We start from the raw sequence: 15,403 nt of genomic DNA, 5'->3' as shown, positions 1-15,403 counted from the left end.
GGAACGTTCCGCGGGTCTCCTGGCGAGCCGGGATCAGCCCGTCGCGTCCAGCAGCGCCAGTTCGTGCAGGCGCTCCGGCGGGCCGGGGCGGGCGTAGTACCACCCCTGCGCCGTGTCACAGCCGAGGATGCGCAGCTGTTCTGCCTGGGCGCCGGTCTCCACGCCCTCGACCGTGACGGCGAGGTCCAGGCTGTGTGCGAGGGAGACGATCCCCTCGACGATCTTGAGGTCGACGGGATCCGCCGGGTACTGCTGCATGCTCTGGGTGAAGGAGCGGTCGAGCTTCAGTACCCGCACCGGCAGCCGCCGCAGGTTGGCGAGGTTGGAATAGCCCGTGCCGAAGTCGTCGAGTGCGATGTCCACCCCCATCTCGGCCAGGCGCCGCAGCGGCTTGAGGAGGCTGTCGTCCGCGCCGATGAGCGCCGACTCCGTCACCTCCAGGCAGAGTGCGTCCGGTTCGAGTCCCGCCTGCTCCAGGATGGCCACGGTGTCGGCCACAAGACCGGGGTGGGTGAGCTGGCACGGGGACAGGTTGACGTTGATGCGCAGCGGACCCGACCGGTCGTGTCTCTCCTGCCAGGAACGGGCCTGCCGCACCGCCTCTTCGAGGACCCAGCGCCCCAGCGGCACGATCAGCCCGGTGCGCTCGGCGAGCGGGATGAACCGGTCGGGGCCGAGCACACCGTGCTGCGGATGCAGCCAGCGCACCAGCGCCTCGGCACCGTGCACGGTGCCGTCGCCGAGGTGGACCAGCGGCTGGTACTCGATGAAGAACTCACCGCGGTCCAGAGCCGTCGGCAGCGCGGTGGTCAGCCCGTGCCGGGTGATGGCGCGCGCGTCGGCCTCGGGGTCGGCCAGCTCGAAGCGGTTGCCGCCCGCGGACTTGGCCCGGTACATGGTGATGTCGGCGCTGCGCAGCACCTCGGCCGGACCGCGCTCGCCCACCGGTCCCTCGACGATGCCGATGCTGCCGCGCACGGTCAGTTCCCGGCCGTCGACGCTGATCGGGGTGACCAGCGCGTTCATGATCCGCCCCGCGAGCTCGTCGACCTTGCGCTCGGTGTCGGGCCCGGTGGTCAGCGCCACGAACTCGTCACCGCCCAGACGGGCGACCATCTCCCCGGGCGCGGTGGTGCAGGACTGCAGACGGTCGGCCACCTCGACCAGCAACCGGTCGCCCGCGGCGTGCCCGAGGCTGTCGTTGATGGTCTTGAAGCCGTCGAGGTCGAGGTAGCACAGGCCGAACCGCTGCCCCTCGCCCGCCGCGAGCGCCTTCTCCAGACGCTCGAAGAACAGGGTGCGGTTGGGCAGTCCGGTGAGGGCGTCGTGCGTGGCCTCGTAGCGCAGCCGCAGATTCAGCAGGCGCCGCTCGGTGGTGTCCTCCATGAGCGCGAGCTGGTACTGCGGGCGCCCGTCCGCGTCCCGCAGCAGGGACACCGTCAGATTGGTCCACAGCACCGTTCCGTCGGGCCGGTAGAAGGCCTTCTCGACGTGGTAGTGCTCCCGCTGGCCGCGGACCAGTTCGTCGTACAGCCGCCAGACCTGCGGGGCGTCGTCGGGGTGTGTCCACTCCACGACGTTGCGTCCGCGCACCAGGTTCTCGGACCCGCCGAACATACGCAGCAACGCGCCGTTGACCTGAAGGACGTTGCCGTCGAGGTCCGAGATGCAGATGCCTATCGCCGCGCCCTCGAACACGGCGCGGAAGCGCGCCTCGCTGGTGTGCAGCGCGTGCGCCACGGCGCCCTGGGCGGTGAGGGCGGCCCGCGAGATGGTCTCCTGCTCGGCCAGCGTCCGTTCCCTCAGCGCCTCGGCGAACCCGGCTGCCATCGCGTGCTGCAGCCGCGAGCAGCGGGTGCGCAGCGCCTCCTGTGCCTCTGCGGGAGCGTCCGGATCACCGCAGTAGAGCACCAGGTACGCGTCGGCGCAGTCCAGCGTGCGGCTGAGCGCTTCCGGGTCGGTGCAGTGCGCCTCGATCAGCGCGGCGCCGATCCCCTTGGCCACGGCGGCGTCGAAGGCCCTGGCCCGCAGCGCGTCGCGCAGCCGGCGGGCCAGCGGCAGCAGCAGTTCCTCGAAATCGGGTCGGGTCAGCGACGTGGAGGTGACCGGGAAGACCGCCCGGCTCCAGATCGTCGCGAACCTGCGCAGTCTGTCCTCCGGTCCCCCCGGCTCGGCGGTCACGCCGAGCGCCCCACGCCGGCGAACCCCGCGAAGGAATACGGATCCTCGTCCTCGGATGCCGTGTCGGGCCGCCACTTCGGCATCGGCACCAGCCCGGGTTCCACCATGTCGTACCCCTCGAAGAACCGCGCGATCTCGTCGCGCGAGCGCATGATCAGCGGATTGCGGATGTTCCTGTACACGTCGACCGCGCCCTCGGCCCGCTCCTGCGGCAACGGGATCCCGTCGTACGACGCGTGCGTGACGACGAGCAGGCTGCCCGGCGCGAGCGCGTCACGCAGTTCGGCCACCGCACTGTACGGGTCGTCCGTGTCCTCCACGAAGTGCAGTATGGCAACGAGGAGGAGCGCGACTGGCCGGTTCCGGTCGATCAGGCGCTCCACTTGAGGGCTCGACAGGATCCCTTCGGGCTTGCGGAGATCGGCCGCGACGACGTCCGCGTCGTCGTTCCCCTCGAGAACGGCCTGGCTGTGGGCGACGGCCACCGGGTCGTGGTCGACGTACACGACGTGGGCGCCGGGGTGGGCCTGCTGCGCCACTTCGTGGACGTTGCCGAAGGTCGGGATTCCCGAGCCGATGTCGAGGAACTGGGTGATGCCCTCCTCGACGGCGTAGCGGACCACCCGGCGCATGAACGCCCGGTTCGCCTGCATGATCTTGGGGAGGCCCGGCATGAACTCCATCGCCCTGCGCGCCGCCACCCGGTCGACCTCGAAGTTGTGCGAGCCGCCCAGGTAGAAGTCGTACATGCGGGACACGCTCGGCACGGAGATGTCGATGCTTCGCGGGGCCCAGGCGGGGCGCTCCATGCAGCTCTCCAAGGCGTAGACGACGGTGTGGCCGATCCGGTGTTCGAGCAGAGGCTACTGATCGTCCGCCAACGGAGCGAGCAAAAACGGAAATTGACCATCCGTTCCCGGTCAGCGCGCCGTTTCCGGTGGTCCCGCCGCAGCGGGACGGGGGTCTCGTCGAGCCCTCACGCGCACCGGCGCCGGCCGTCCCCGCACATGCCGAAGCGGCCCGCCCCCTCCGTGCGGTGGAGAGGGGGCGGGCCTGGTCCTGCGCGCCGGTGTCCCGTTCGGCCGACTCTGTTGCTCCGGGTGTCCACTCCCTTCGGCGTCGTGCGACCGACCGGGCGGGGTGATGGATCGAACCTGGGGAGGGGTGATCCCTACTTGGGCGCGCCGACCGGCTTTCCGTCGGGCGCGACGGCGTACCACGTGCCGCCCACGCCCTGGCCGTTGGTGTCCCCGGGCGCCGTGTCACCGGAGAAGGTGTAGATCGGCCAGCAGTTGACGGTCATCTGCTTGGTGCCGTCGGAGCGGGTGAAGCCCATCAGGCCCTTCTTCTGGACGCCCTTGGTGTCGTTGGCCGCGACCGGGGCGACGGCCGGCCACTTCTCGATGCAGTCGCCCGTGCAGTTGGACACGGACTTGGGCCATGCCTTGTCCTTCATGAAGCGGTAGACCGTCATGCCGTTCTTGTCCACGACGATCTGGCCCAGTTTGGGGTCGTTGCGGACGGACAGTCCGGGCAGCGCTGCGCCGGCCTTCTTGCCGGTGGGCGCGGTCGCGAACCAGGTGCCCTTCACGCCCTGGCCGTTGGCGTCACCGGCCTTGGTGTCCTTGACGTAGCGGTACATCGGCCAACCGGCGACGGTCAGCTGCTTGGTGCCGTCCGCGCGGGTGACCTCGCCGAGCAGGGACGGGTCGATGCCGGAAGCGGCCGATGCGCCGTCGGCGGGCACCGGCGGCCACGTCGTCGCACAGTCCCCGTCACAGGAGGACTTCGGCGGGGAGGCCGTGTCCTGGTCGAAGCGGTAAAGGGTGAATCCGGCGCTGTCCGTGACGATCTTGCCGAGCTTCGCGTTCTCGGCGACGACCAGTCGGCCCGCGGACTGCCCCGCGGCGGCCGCGGCGCTCGGCGCCGAGGTGGAGTCGGCACCGTAGCCGTTTCCGGGGTCCGTGTAGCCGCCTGCGGCTGTGGTCGCGCCCACGTTCTGGCTCCCCGTCGACTGGGTGCCGTTCTCCTGACCGCACGCCGTCGTGAGCGCCAGCACGGCCGCAGCTGTCGCCACGAGGGAGGCGCTCCGCCAGGATGTCTTCATTCTCAACTCCCGCTATCTGCTTGGGTGTTGCGGCGTTCTCTGCTCCTTGCCGCGTCTGGACCTAGGTACGGACGGGACCGCCTGATGTGTTCAACCGGGCCACAGATTTCTTTCCGGAACCTGTGACCCGCCCCCGGTCACCCGTCCCGGCCGCACCCGAGCCCCCTCGCGCACATGTACCCGACCGGGGTCAGGGCGGACACGGTTCGCGAAACCACCGGACAGTGGATCTCGCCCTTTCAGGGCAATTCGTCGGCGTGTACGCGTAGCGGGGCCCGCGCACGCCGATGATCTCGGTCGTGCATCGACCCGAACGGCCCCGATCCACCCTCGTTCCACGGGCGTTGGCCCTGGTGGCGATGGTCTGGATCCTTGTGGGCGCCCCTGCCGGAACGGCGTCGGCCGACGCGTGCGCCTACGCCTCGACGGGCCCCGGTGGCACGGACGCGGTGGCGGTCGCGGGCGGCGGCCACTGGCCCATTCCCCCGTGTTTCACCCCGACCCCCACCCCTACGCCGACCCCTACGCCGAGCCCCACACCGACGCCGACACCGACCCCCACACCTCCACCGAAACCACGGCCGACACCGAGACCCGTACCGCCCCCTCCCCCACCGCCCCCCGTGGCGCCGCCACCACGGCCGGTGCCGGTCCGGGTGCCACCGCCGCCCCCGCCACCGCAGGCCCCGCCCCCCTCGCACCGGCCGAGCCCGCGCCCGTCGGCGACTCCCGTGCACTACCCCCGGTACCACTCGGTGTCCCGGCCGCGCCCTCCGCACGACGCTCCCTCACCGCTGATGTTCACCCTGCTCATCGCCGCGCCCGCGGTATTCGCCGTCGCCGCGCTGCGTCCGCGCTGACCCCTGGAGGCACTTCTTGTCGGAATGGCTTGTTCTCGCCCTCGCGATGGCGGCCGCCTGTGCCGTCGTGGTCGCGGTGACCCTGCTTCGGCATCGCACCGCCGCCGAGGACGACGATCCGTCCGAGACACCGGATGTGATCGAGTACATGACGATGTGGATCGGTGTGGTGTACGCCATCGTGCTGGGTCTCGCCATCGCCGGTGTCTGGGAAGCCCGCAGCGCCGCCCAGGACCATGTGCAGGCCGAGGCTCAGGCACTGCACGAGATCTCGGAGCGCGTCCGGGTCTATCCGCCCGACGTCCGCGACCGAGTCCGCGACGACATCGACGCGTATGTCGGCCATGTCGTGACCGCGGAGTGGAAGGCCATGACGGATCACGGCAAGGTGACCCCCCGTGGCGCGGAACTGCTCCAGCGGATCCGTCAGGACGTCACCGACTATCAGCCGAAGACAGACTTCCAGGCCCAGTCCTACCAGCCGCTCCTCGATCAGGTGGCGGCAGCCGACACGGCACGAGCGGCCCGGGCCGACTCCACGGGCGCGACCATGCCGACGGTGGTCTGGTTCGGGCTCATCGGCGGTGCGGTGATCACCATCGGCATGGTGTTCGCACTCCAGATCCGGCGTACGCCACGCGAGTTGGTGCTCGCCGGGCTGTTCTCCGCGCTCATCGCCTTCCTCCTCTTCCTCATCTGGGACTTCGACACGCCCTACAGCCGGGGAATCGCGGCGTCCGCGGAGCCTTTCCTGACGCTGTTCCCGCACGTGCACGGGTGACGGCCCCGGCGCCGTCGCGCACGGGTGGCCGGGGCGGGACCTCACGGGACTCCCGCCCCGGCCGCCTACTGCGAGCACCCTCCCCGCCGCGCCGGCCCGTGCCACCCCCTTTCACGGCCGGGCGTCCCCTGGGCGGCGCACGTGCTTGCCCCATTCGCACGACTGAGATCGCGCCCCCGAAGCGGCCTTCCTACTGTTTCGATCATCGAGGTGCATTTCAGGCGCAAGCGGAATCCGTCCGCAGCAAGGCTCCTCGGGGACCCGGAGGCTTCCATGCCCGCGATACGCGCACTTTCGGCCGCAGTGCTGGGCCTTGGCGCCCTCGCCCTCACCGGATGCACATCGGCCGCCGCCAGCGACGACGTCGGCAACCCGGCCTTCGACTACAACCTCCAGCCGGAGACCGTCGCTCCCGGCGGCCGGCTCTCGCTGCCCGTACAGGGCTGCAAAGAGGAAGCCACCGTCACCTCCGGCGTGTTCCAGACGGTCACCATCCCCAAGGGCGCGATCTCGGCCACAGCGGTGGTCGACCGGAACGCACGCCCCGGCACCTCCTACGACGTGGCCTTCCGGTGCGGCCATGAATACGGCCACCGCAAGCTCACCGTCGGTGCCGCGCACAGCGAAACCGCAGGACCCAAGCAGAGCGGCAGCGGGGGTGCGCCCGACAGCGGAGGCGGCGAAGGCGGCTACGGGGGCGGCGGCATCGGAGGCGGAGGGTACGGCGGCGGAATCGGAGGCCAGTACGGCGGCGGCATCGGGGGCGGAGGGTACGGCGGCGGAATCGGAGGCCAGTACGGCGGCGGCATCGGGGGCGGAGGGTACGGGGGCGGAATCGGAGGCCAGTACGGCGGCGGCATCGGGGGCGGAGGGTACGGGGGCGGAAATGGCGGCGGGGGTTATGGAAACGGCGGAGGCGGCAAAGGCGGGTACGAGCAGCACGGCGTACAGGCCGGTGTCGGCGGCAGCGTCCGCGGGTTCCACCTCAAGGAGGTCGGCCTCGGTGCCGCCTTGATCATCGGTACGGTCGGCGCGGCCTGGCACATGGCGCGCCGGCGTACCCCTCCCCGACGCTGAAAGCCGGACCTTCTCGCCTCGGGTCCCGAACGGATCCGGGGCGACGGCGTTCCTGCCCGGGAGACACACCACAGGTCACGATCCCTCTGAGGGATCCCGGCCGTCGCACCCCCGACGGCCGACACCCGTTCGCCGCCTCCCCGTCGCTCACGCATTCCGGCGCGCTCAGCGTGCTGTTGATCGTGACCGCCGTGGTGACGGCCGCGCCGAGAGGGGATTGGCGAATGTCTGCGTCCGGGTCGGCCGGGGCGGAGGACCGGCAGAAGAAGCGGGCCCCGTGGGGCATGATGGCGATCGCCCTGCTGACGGGCCTCGCCCTCGTCCGCAATGGTTCCGGTCACGTCGACGTGGGCCCGCCGCAGCCGGCCTCGGCGGCGGCCGCGGGCACCACCGGCGCCCTGAGCCACGCCGGAACACCCGCCGCGCTGCAGTACTCCGTGGTCAGCCGTGTCCGTATCCCGGCGATCCAGGTCGACGCGCCCGTCGTACCGGTCGGCCTCGACTCCTCCGGCTGGGTGAGCGCGCCACCGCCCGAGGACACCAATCTCGCGGGCTGGTTCACCGGCGGGGTCTCTCCCGGTGAGAAGGGCACGGCGGTGATCGTGGGCCACGTCGACAACGAGGTGGGCCCGGCGGTGTTCTACGGACTGGGCGCCCTGAAACAGGGCGACCGCGTCGAGGTACGGCGCCTGGACGGCAAGACGGCCGTGTTCGAGGTCTACGGCAACGAGGTCTTCGACAAGAAGAACTTCCCCGGCAGCCGCGTCTACGGGAACAAGGCGGCCCCGGAACTGCGCGTCATCACCTGCGGAGGGGGTTTTTCCGAGGAACACGGTTACGCGGGGAACGTGGTGGTGTTCGCCCGCATGGTCGAAGTGCGGTGAGTGCGATCGGATCGGACGGCGGACAGCCCGGGACGGATCGGCGCAAGCCACCGTGTCCGGCCGACCCGCGTGGAATTCCCCGGCGCCCGAACGGGCCCCGGACCTGCGGTTTCCGATAGCCTCACGGCCGTGACGGAACAGCACTCGCATCAGTTCGAGCGAGGGACGGACGGACCCAAAGTCATCGTCGTAGGCGTCGACGGCTCCGATTCCTCGCTCCGGGCCGCCGCCTACGCCGGCGGTCTCGCCCGTCGGCAGCGTGCGCTGCTGGCCGTCGTCTACGTGCAGCCTGTGATGGCGGCGGGGGCGGCGCTCGGGGTACCGGTGGCCGACACCACCGACGCGATCGCGGAGGACCTGGTCAAGTACATCCGTGACGCCACGGAGCGCGTCAGAGGGATATTCGAGGTGCGCTGGGAGTTCCACACCTTCCGCGGCGACCCCTACAACGGGCTGGTGAAGGCGGCCGACGAGCTGAAGGCGGACGCGGTGGTGGTGGGCGCCTCCGAGCAGGCCGGCCACCGCATCATCGGTTCGGTGGCGATCCGGCTGGTCAAGGCGGGGCGCTGGCCGGTGACGGTCGTTCCGTAGCGGCGCCGCCGACGCCCGCGGCGCAGGCTCCGACGGCGTCCGGCGGGCGCTCGTCCCGGCCGGGGCACGCATGCGGTCTTCCGTCCCTCCCGTTCCCTGCGCCATCATGATCCGCCGTCAGCCCATTGCCGTCTGCGAAGGGGTGAGGCTCATGGCCCGGCTCAGGATGGGTGAGGGGATTCTCCGCCGCAAACCCATTGAACGCATCGAAGAGACGGAAGTCCACGACGGCACACGGCTCGATCGTTCACTCGGGCTGTGGCAGCTCACCGCGATCGGTGTGGGCGGCATCATCGGCGCGGGCATCTTCACCCTGGCCGGCACCGTCGCCAACGGCACGGCAGGACCCGCGGTCCTCGTCTCGTTCCTCGTCGCGGGGGTGGCGAGCGCCTGCGCGGCGCTGTCCTACGCGGAGTTCGCGGGACTCATCCCGAAGGCCGGCTCGGCCTACACCTACGGGTACGCGGTGCTCGGCGAGTACGCGGGCTGGTTCATCGGCTGGGATCTGCTGCTGGAGTACACGGCGATCGTGGCCGTGGTCGCGATCGGCATCTCGGGCTACTTCGGTTTCCTCATCGGTGAGACGGGCGCGCATCTGCCGGCGTGGATGCTGGGCGCCCCGGGCACGGGTGCGGGCCACCGGGTCGATCTGTTCGCGGTCGTCCTGTGCCTGCTGATCGCATGGCTGCTCAACCTCGGCATCCGCAACGCGGCCCGGTTCGAGACGACGGTGGTGGCCCTCAAGATCCTCGTGGTCCTGCTCGTGATCGGCGTCGGCGTCTTCCACATCGACACCGGCCACTACCACCCCTTCTTCCCCTACGGCGTCGGCGGGGCGTTCACGGGGGCGGCGACCGTCTTCTTCGCCGTCTTCGGGTACGACGCCATGTCGACCGCCGCCGAGGAGTCCAGGGACGCGCAGCGCCACATGCCGAAGGCGATCCTGTACTCGCTGGGGATCTCCATGGTTCTGTACGTGGCGGCCTGCCTGGTGCTGACGGGTATGCAGGACTACAAGGACATCGACAAGGAGAGCGGGTTCTCGAGCGCCTTCAAGGCCGTGGGACTCAGCGGGCTGGCGGACGTGATCGCGGTCGGGGCCATCATCGGCATCCTCACGGTGATGTTCACCTTCATGCTGGGCGTCACCCGGGTGTGGTTCTCGATGTCCCGGGACGGACTGCTGCCCGGATGGTTCGCGAAGACGCATCCCACACGGCACGTCCCCACCCGCGTCACATGGATCGTCGGAATCGCCTCCGCCGCCATCGCCGGGTTCCTGCCCATCGGCGAGGCGGCCGAACTGACCAATATCGGGATCCTGTTGGCGTTCGTGGTGGTGTGCGTGGCGGTGATCGTCCTGCGCTACCGGCAGCCGGAACTGCCGCGCTCCTTCCGCACGCCGTGGATGCCGTTCGTACCCGCGCTGGGCGTGGTCTTCTCGGTCTGGCTGATCACGTTTCTACAGTGGCAGACATGGGTGCGGTTCGCGGTGTGGTTCGCGATCGGTCAGGTCGTCTACTTCGGGTACTCGTACAAGCGCTCCAAGCTGGCGAGGACCGCCGGATCCTCCTGACGTCGCCCGGGCCCCGGCCGCCCTTCCGGAGTCCGGGAGACCGGCGCCCCACGGCCGTCCGCAGGGCGGCCGACCGCTCGCCGAACCGTTCACCGACGAACAGCGACCGCCCACCGCACGGCCCGGTCCCGAACCTGTGCGTACGGCGCGGCCCGCGTTGCCATACGCCCATGACGGCCGTAACCACCACCCCGACCGGGACGACCGCCGAGCACGAGCTGGCCGAGCTGCAGCGCGAGCACGGCCGCCCTCTCTTCGCCCTGCTGCTCAGGCTCTCGGACGGCGACCGGCAACGCGCCGAGGATCTGCTGCAGGAGACGTTCGTACGCGCCTGGCAACACCCCGAAGCGCTTCGAGCGCATGATTTCGACTCCGTGCGCCCCTGGTTGCTGACCGTCGGCCGGCGGCTCGCGATCGACGCGCGGCGAGCCCGCCAGGCGAGACCTGCCGAGGTCGGGGACGCCGTACTGGAGAACGCGAGGGTGATCGCCGACCACGCGGAACGATCCGCCGCGATGCTCGACGTACGCGAGGCTGTGAAGACACTCACTCCCGAGCACCGGGACGTACTGGTGCAGGTGTATTTCCGAGGGGCCAGTGTGGCGGAGGCCGCCGAGGCCCTGGGAATTCCGCCCGGTACGGTGAAGTCTCGCGCGTACTACGCATTGCGCGCCCTGCGCCGAGTTTTGCCGGGATACGCGGCCGACCTGCGGTGAAACCGTAGGCTGGGTCAAGCCTCCGTAAAGCGCCTTGCTGCCGACCATGGTTGAGCAATCAGCTTGCTTCATCCGTGTTCCGGACTGGGGCCCGGGTTCGGGCGACGCGCACGCACCGGAGGAAGGCAGGAAGGGATGCTGCACAAAGGCCAAGAGAGCACGGACGGCACCGGCGGCGGTGAACTGGCCGTCCCCATGGCGTGGTTGTACGCCGAGTACATCGCGGACGAACTGCTCCGCACGGGCGACCTCATGCCGCCGACGTCCTTCGAGTTCCGTGCCGGGCGCGACGCCCTGGCACTGACCATCTTCCTGTCCGACACCGGCGGGGAGCTGTCCGGGATCCGGGTGGTCTCGCAGCTGGAGACCTGGCTCTCGCTGACGGCGTACGACCAGCCGTGGCAGGACTGGGTACGCCGGCGCATGGCCCAGCTGGCCGCCGAGGCGATCGCGTGCGGCGGGCCCGCCCCGGACCTGGAGCTCGCGTCGGCGGCCTGGCGCTGGCTGGAGGAGACCGAGCTGCTCGCCCCCGATCTGGACGCGGTGCCCGGCGGAGTCCCTGTGGGCGAGGAGGACGGCCCCAAGGTCTGGACTCCGGCCTGGCAGCTGGGTCTCCCCCTCGGGCACCTCGCCATCCATCTTTTTTGAACCGGGACCAATCCGCCGGCCCGACGGCTCCGAATGTCTTGGCCGCGATTCGGTAACGGCCTTGAGTGATTCGGGTGTCTGGTCCGTACCGGTGGGCAACAGCAGCACCACCCCCACCCCGCTCACCGGTCATGAGGATTTGGTATGAGGTCCCTGGAACGCCATCGCGACGTCGGCGCCTACGCGCTCGGCGTTCTGGACGAGACGGAAGCCTTCCGCTTCGAGGACCACCTCATGGAATGCGCCAGTTGTAAGGCGCGCGTGAGCGAGTTCCGTCCGGCCGCACGGCAGCTGATGCTGTACCGCAACGCGACCCCGCGGTCCGTGAATCCCTTCGCGGCCCCCGGGCCCCGCCTGCTGGAGCGGGTGCTCGACGAGGTGACGGCCAAACGCCGCAGCGGACGACAGCGCCTGCTGTACGCGGTCGCGGCCGCCGTGCTGTTCGCGGTCGGCGGCCCGTCGCTGGCACTCGGCTCCGGGCACGGCGGGTCCTCGGACACGACCGCCATGAGCGCGACCGACCCGGACACCGGCGTCTGGGCGGAGATCAGCACGCAGGACCGGATCTGGGGCAGCCAGGTGGATGTGACGGTCAAGGACCGGTCCGGGCCGCACCCCTGCCGGCTCGTCGCGGTGGGCAAGGACGGCTCGGAGCAGACGGTGACGAGCTGGATGGTGCCCGCGGAGGACGGGGAGGCGACCACCGTGCACGGAGGCGCCGCGCTCCAGTCCCGGCAGATCGACCACTTCGAGGTGCGCACCAGGGACGGGCAGCACCTGGTCACTCTGAAGTCCCGCTGACCCCCTGCCTGCACCGCCGGCACGCGCCGCCGACGCCCGGTTGCACTCGGCCGGACGGCAAGAGCGACCGGCGTGAGCGACACCGCACCATCGGCCCGGGACGGTGCCACCTATCCGGTTGCTCGGGTCCACTCGATCCGCCGGACAGCAGCAGGAGACCGCGTGGGTCCGGTCTCCGGTCCGCCCCCGGCGGCGGCCCTACTTGAGCAGCCGTGACAACCTGCGGTCCGCCAGCGGTTTGCCGCCCGTCTGGCAGGTCGGGCAGTACTGCAACGAGGAGTCGCTGAAGGACACCTCGCGGATCGTGTCGCCGCAGACCGGGCAGGGCTCACCGGTCCGGCCGTGGACCCTCAGACCGCTCTTCTTCTCCGACTTCAGGCGGCCTGCCGCGAGCCCCCGGGAGCGCTCGACCGCCTCCGTGAGCGTGCTGTGCAGGGCTTCGTACAGACGTCCCGTCTCCGCCGGGGAGAGCGACGAGGCCAGTTTGAACGGGGACATCTTCGCCGCGTGCAGGATCTCGTCGCTGTACGCGTTGCCGACACCGGCGATCAGGCTCTGGTCGCGCAGCGCGCCCTTGATCTGGCGGCGCTCGCCCTCGAGGAGCTTCGCGAGGCGCTGCTCGTCGAAGTCGGCGGCCAGTGGATCGGGGCCCAGCCGGGCGACGCCGGGCACATCCTGCGGATCGTGGACGACGTGGACGGAGAGCCGCTTCTGGGTGCCCGCCTCCGTCAGGTCGAAGCCCTCCCCCGTCTCCAGGGCGACCCGCAGGGCGAGCGGGCCCTTGCCGGGCCGCGGCACGCCGTCGGGCAGGCGGTCCTTCCACTGGAGCCAGCCCGCTCGCGCCAGATGGGTGACGAAGTGCAGTCCGTCGGCCTCCACGTCGAGGAACTTGCCGTACCGGTGCACCGCTGTGACGGCGCGGCCCTCGAAGGCCGTGACCGGGGGGTCGTACGTCTTCAGGACGCTGATCGCGACGGGCAGCACCCGCACCATCTCGTGGCCGACGAGATGCTCGGACAGGAAATCCTTGAGCGCTTCGACCTCGGGCAGTTCCGGCATGTGTACCAGAGTGCCACCCGCGCCCGGCTTCGCGACCGGTCACGCGTCTCACCCGCGTCGCGGAACCATGAATTCGCACCACACGACCTTGCCGCCGCCCCGCGCCTCCACTCCCCACACGTCCGTGAGCCGGTCGACGAGCAGCAGCCCGCGGCCCGAGACACCGGACTCACCCGCTTCCCGGCGGCGCGGCAGGGCGCTGGAGGAGTCCTCGACCTCCACCCGCAGCCTGCGGTCGTGGCCGGCGAGGACCCGAAGTGTGACGACCGCGGATCCCTCGGTGTGCAGGAGCACGTTGGTGATCAGCTCGTCGGCGACCAGTTCGATCTCGTAGGAGCGCTCCCCCACCCCCCAGGCGCGGACGGCGGCGCGGATCATGCGCCGGGCCTCGCCGAGCGCCCGCGGGTCACCGGGCCCGACATGGTGCTGGAGCCGGCCGCCGGACCGCTGGGCCAGCCCCCGGCGCCGGAGGAGCAGCAGTGCCACATCGTCGTGGCCACCCCGCTCCTCGGCCGATGCGATGAGCCGGTCGGCCAGGTCGCTCACATCGCCCGGGCCGGTGCAGACCAGGTCCCGCAGAGTCCGCATGCCGTCGTCGAGGTCGGTGCCGGGCTGTTCGATCAGTCCGTCGGTGCACAGCAGCAGGGTCTGGCCGGGGTCCAGCTCGACGGTGGTCACCGGGTACTCGAGGCGGCCGAACTCCGCGGACAGCCCGAGCGGGAGCCCGCCCTCGACGGGCAGCCGCCGGCAGCAGTCCTCGGCCGTGTGCAGCAGTGGATCGACATGGCCGGCGCGGACCAGCTGAACCACCCCGCTGGACAGGTCGGCCTCGGCGTACAGACAGGTCGCGAAGCGCTCGGTGTCGAGCTCCTTGAGGAAGACCGAGGCGCGGGCCATCACGGTGGCCGGCGTGTGACCCTCGGCGGCATAGGCCCGCAGGACGATCCTCAGCTGGCCCATGACGGCGGCGGCGTGTGTGTCGTGGCCCTGTACGTCGCCGATGACGGCGCCGACCCGGCCGCCGGGAAGCGGGATCAGGTCGTACCAGTCGCCGCCGATGTCCCGGCCGAGGGAGGCCGAACGGTAGCGGACGGCGATGTCGGCGCCGGGCACGCTGGGTATGGAACGCGGCAGCATCGCCTGTTGCAGGCTCTGGGCGAGGTCCTTCTCCTGCTCGTAGAACATGGCGCGCTGAAGGCTCTGCGCGATGCTGCTGCCCAGTGCGACGAGGACGTTGCGGTCCTCGGCGGTGAAGCCGTACCGGTCGTCGTACAGCAGACCCACGGCCCCGATGGGGCGCGCATGCACGATCAGCGGCAGATAGGCCGCCGAGGTGATGCCCAGCTGCGTGAGGTACGGCCACAGGATCGGGTAGCGCTCCTCGAACTCCTCCGGTGACTCGATGAACTGCGGAGTGAGCGTCCTGATCGCCTCGCCCATGGGATACGGCTCGTCGATGCGCGTGACGCCGGCTCCCGGAAGGCAGCGGCCCTCGGGACCCTCGGCGACGATCTTGATACGGCTGCTCTCCACCATCCCCACCACGAGAGACATCGCCCCGAGGTGGGTCAGACCCCGGCTGTCCTTGAGGACGTCGATGACGTCCTGCACGGTGCGGGCGTGGGCCAGGGCCGCGGTGGTGACCTGGACGACGTCCGTCTGCCGGCGCAGCGCCTCGTCCTGGGGCGTCTGTTCGCTGCGGGCCCGGCCGTCCCGCAGCTCCTGGGTGGCGTCGCGGAGGATGCCGATGATCCGGTGCGGCCTGCCCGTCTCGTCCCGATGGATATAGCCCTGGCTGTGTGTCCAGCGCAGGGTGCCGTCCCGGCGGCGGATGCGGAAGTAGGTTCCGTAGTTCGCGCTGCCGTCCCTGATCGAGCGGGCGACGACGGCGTCGAGGCGCCTGCCCTCGGTCGGCGGTATGCGCAGCGCGAGACTCTCGGGGCGGCCGTCGTATTCCTCGGGGCGCAGGTCGAGGATGTCGTAGGCCTGGGCGTCCAAGTGGAACAGCCCGGTGTCCAGGTCCCAGTCGAAGCTGCCCATGCGGTTGAGCGCCAGGATCGGATCCGGTGGGGCGGGCCGGCCCTGCGACCGCGACAGGGCGCTCGCTGCCCGATCAGCCATG

Annotated in this window: 14 protein-coding genes; 9 read left to right on the top strand and 5 right to left on the bottom strand. The window is 70.6% G+C overall.

Features of this window, described 5'->3' with window-relative positions:
* Positions 1-33: 33 nt before the first annotated feature.
* The 3 genes from ACSHXN_RS34915 to ACSHXN_RS34905 form a co-directional block, all read right to left on the bottom strand.
* Positions 34-2,181 carry a putative bifunctional diguanylate cyclase/phosphodiesterase gene (locus tag ACSHXN_RS34915; RefSeq protein WP_355802419.1) on the bottom strand — a complete coding sequence of 716 codons (2,148 nt, stop codon included), beginning with the start codon at positions 2,179-2,181 and terminating at the stop codon, positions 34-36.
* Positions 2,178-2,990, bottom strand: a complete 813-nt coding sequence (locus ACSHXN_RS34910) for an SAM-dependent methyltransferase (RefSeq protein WP_366776373.1) — start codon at positions 2,988-2,990, stop codon at positions 2,178-2,180. The genes ACSHXN_RS34915 and ACSHXN_RS34910 overlap by 4 nt, the downstream gene beginning before the upstream one ends.
* Before the next feature lie 362 nt (positions 2,991-3,352).
* Positions 3,353-4,288 (bottom strand): SCO0930 family lipoprotein, encoded by a 936-nt coding sequence (locus tag ACSHXN_RS34905; RefSeq protein ID WP_356293112.1) that lies wholly within the window; start codon positions 4,286-4,288, stop codon positions 3,353-3,355.
* A 731-nt stretch (positions 4,289-5,019) separates the two neighbouring features.
* On the opposite strand from ACSHXN_RS34905, the gene ACSHXN_RS34900 reads away from it, so the two are divergent.
* The 9 genes from ACSHXN_RS34900 (at position 5,020) to ACSHXN_RS34860 (ending at position 12,222) form a co-directional block, all read left to right on the top strand.
* Positions 5,020-5,148 (top strand): hypothetical protein, encoded by a 129-nt coding sequence (locus tag ACSHXN_RS34900; RefSeq protein WP_267889234.1) that lies wholly within the window; start codon positions 5,020-5,022, stop codon positions 5,146-5,148.
* A 16-nt stretch (positions 5,149-5,164) separates the two neighbouring features.
* Positions 5,165-5,929 carry a hypothetical protein gene (locus ACSHXN_RS34895; protein ID WP_355137072.1) on the top strand — a complete coding sequence of 255 codons (765 nt, stop codon included), beginning with the start codon at positions 5,165-5,167 and terminating at the stop codon, positions 5,927-5,929.
* A gap of 273 nt (positions 5,930-6,202) precedes the next feature.
* Positions 6,203-7,006, top strand: coding sequence for a hypothetical protein (locus tag ACSHXN_RS34890; protein ID WP_355137219.1), 804 nt, complete (start codon positions 6,203-6,205; stop codon positions 7,004-7,006).
* A gap of 224 nt (positions 7,007-7,230) precedes the next feature.
* On the top strand, positions 7,231-7,890 hold the full coding sequence (locus ACSHXN_RS34885; RefSeq protein WP_355137074.1) for a class F sortase: 660 nt from the start codon (positions 7,231-7,233) through the stop codon (positions 7,888-7,890).
* Between the two features lie 129 nt (positions 7,891-8,019).
* Positions 8,020-8,481 (top strand): universal stress protein, encoded by a 462-nt coding sequence (locus ACSHXN_RS34880; protein WP_355137076.1) that lies wholly within the window; start codon positions 8,020-8,022, stop codon positions 8,479-8,481.
* A 151-nt stretch (positions 8,482-8,632) separates the two neighbouring features.
* A complete protein-coding gene (locus ACSHXN_RS34875) occupies positions 8,633-10,057 on the top strand; it encodes an amino acid permease (RefSeq protein WP_355137078.1) in 1,425 nt (474 codons plus the stop codon).
* A 170-nt stretch (positions 10,058-10,227) separates the two neighbouring features.
* Positions 10,228-10,773, top strand: a complete 546-nt coding sequence (locus ACSHXN_RS34870) for a sigma-70 family RNA polymerase sigma factor (protein ID WP_059126833.1) — start codon at positions 10,228-10,230, stop codon at positions 10,771-10,773.
* 135 nt (positions 10,774-10,908) lie between these two features.
* The gene (locus ACSHXN_RS34865) at positions 10,909-11,421 is read left to right on the top strand and encodes a hypothetical protein (protein WP_355137080.1); all 513 of its coding nucleotides are present in this window, start codon (positions 10,909-10,911) and stop codon (positions 11,419-11,421) included.
* Positions 11,422-11,565: 144 nt separating this feature from the next.
* Positions 11,566-12,222: a zf-HC2 domain-containing protein gene (locus ACSHXN_RS34860; RefSeq protein WP_355137082.1), complete on the top strand. Its 657-nt coding sequence runs from the start codon at positions 11,566-11,568 to the stop codon at positions 12,220-12,222.
* Positions 12,223-12,420: 198 nt separating this feature from the next.
* Here ACSHXN_RS34860 and ACSHXN_RS34855 read toward each other — a convergent pair whose 3' ends face one another.
* On the bottom strand, positions 12,421-13,281 hold the full coding sequence (locus ACSHXN_RS34855; RefSeq protein WP_355137084.1) for an Fpg/Nei family DNA glycosylase: 861 nt from the start codon (positions 13,279-13,281) through the stop codon (positions 12,421-12,423).
* A gap of 48 nt (positions 13,282-13,329) precedes the next feature.
* Positions 13,330-15,402 carry a SpoIIE family protein phosphatase gene (locus ACSHXN_RS34850; protein WP_355137086.1) on the bottom strand — a complete coding sequence of 691 codons (2,073 nt, stop codon included), beginning with the start codon at positions 15,400-15,402 and terminating at the stop codon, positions 13,330-13,332.
* Position 15,403: the final 1 nt, after the last annotated feature.

It is taken from the genome of Streptomyces sp. HUAS TT11, assembly GCF_051553595.1.
Taxonomy (GTDB): domain Bacteria; phylum Actinomycetota; class Actinomycetes; order Streptomycetales; family Streptomycetaceae; genus Streptomyces.
This window is presented reverse-complemented; position numbering and strand designations above follow the sequence as displayed.

Bases quoted from the DNA above. Each gene is read 5' to 3' on its own strand.
- ACSHXN_RS34910 (WP_366776373.1), bottom strand. From the start codon at position 2,990: ATGGAGCGCCCCGCCTGGGCCCCGCGAAGCATCGACATCTCCGTGCCG.
- ACSHXN_RS34905 (WP_356293112.1), bottom strand. From the start codon at position 4,288: ATGAAGACATCCTGGCGGAGCGCCTCCCTCGTGGCGACAGCTGCGGCC.
- ACSHXN_RS34890 (WP_355137219.1), top strand. From the start codon at position 6,203: ATGCCCGCGATACGCGCACTTTCGGCCGCAGTGCTGGGCCTTGGCGCC.
- ACSHXN_RS34885 (WP_355137074.1), top strand. From the start codon at position 7,231: ATGTCTGCGTCCGGGTCGGCCGGGGCGGAGGACCGGCAGAAGAAGCGG.
- ACSHXN_RS34875 (WP_355137078.1), top strand. From the start codon at position 8,633: ATGGCCCGGCTCAGGATGGGTGAGGGGATTCTCCGCCGCAAACCCATT.
- ACSHXN_RS34870 (WP_059126833.1), top strand. From the start codon at position 10,228: ATGACGGCCGTAACCACCACCCCGACCGGGACGACCGCCGAGCACGAG.
- ACSHXN_RS34865 (WP_355137080.1), top strand. From the start codon at position 10,909: ATGCTGCACAAAGGCCAAGAGAGCACGGACGGCACCGGCGGCGGTGAA.
- ACSHXN_RS34860 (WP_355137082.1), top strand. From the start codon at position 11,566: ATGAGGTCCCTGGAACGCCATCGCGACGTCGGCGCCTACGCGCTCGGC.
- ACSHXN_RS34855 (WP_355137084.1), bottom strand. From the start codon at position 13,281: ATGCCGGAACTGCCCGAGGTCGAAGCGCTCAAGGATTTCCTGTCCGAG.
- ACSHXN_RS34850 (WP_355137086.1), bottom strand. From the start codon at position 15,402: ATGGCTGATCGGGCAGCGAGCGCCCTGTCGCGGTCGCAGGGCCGGCCC.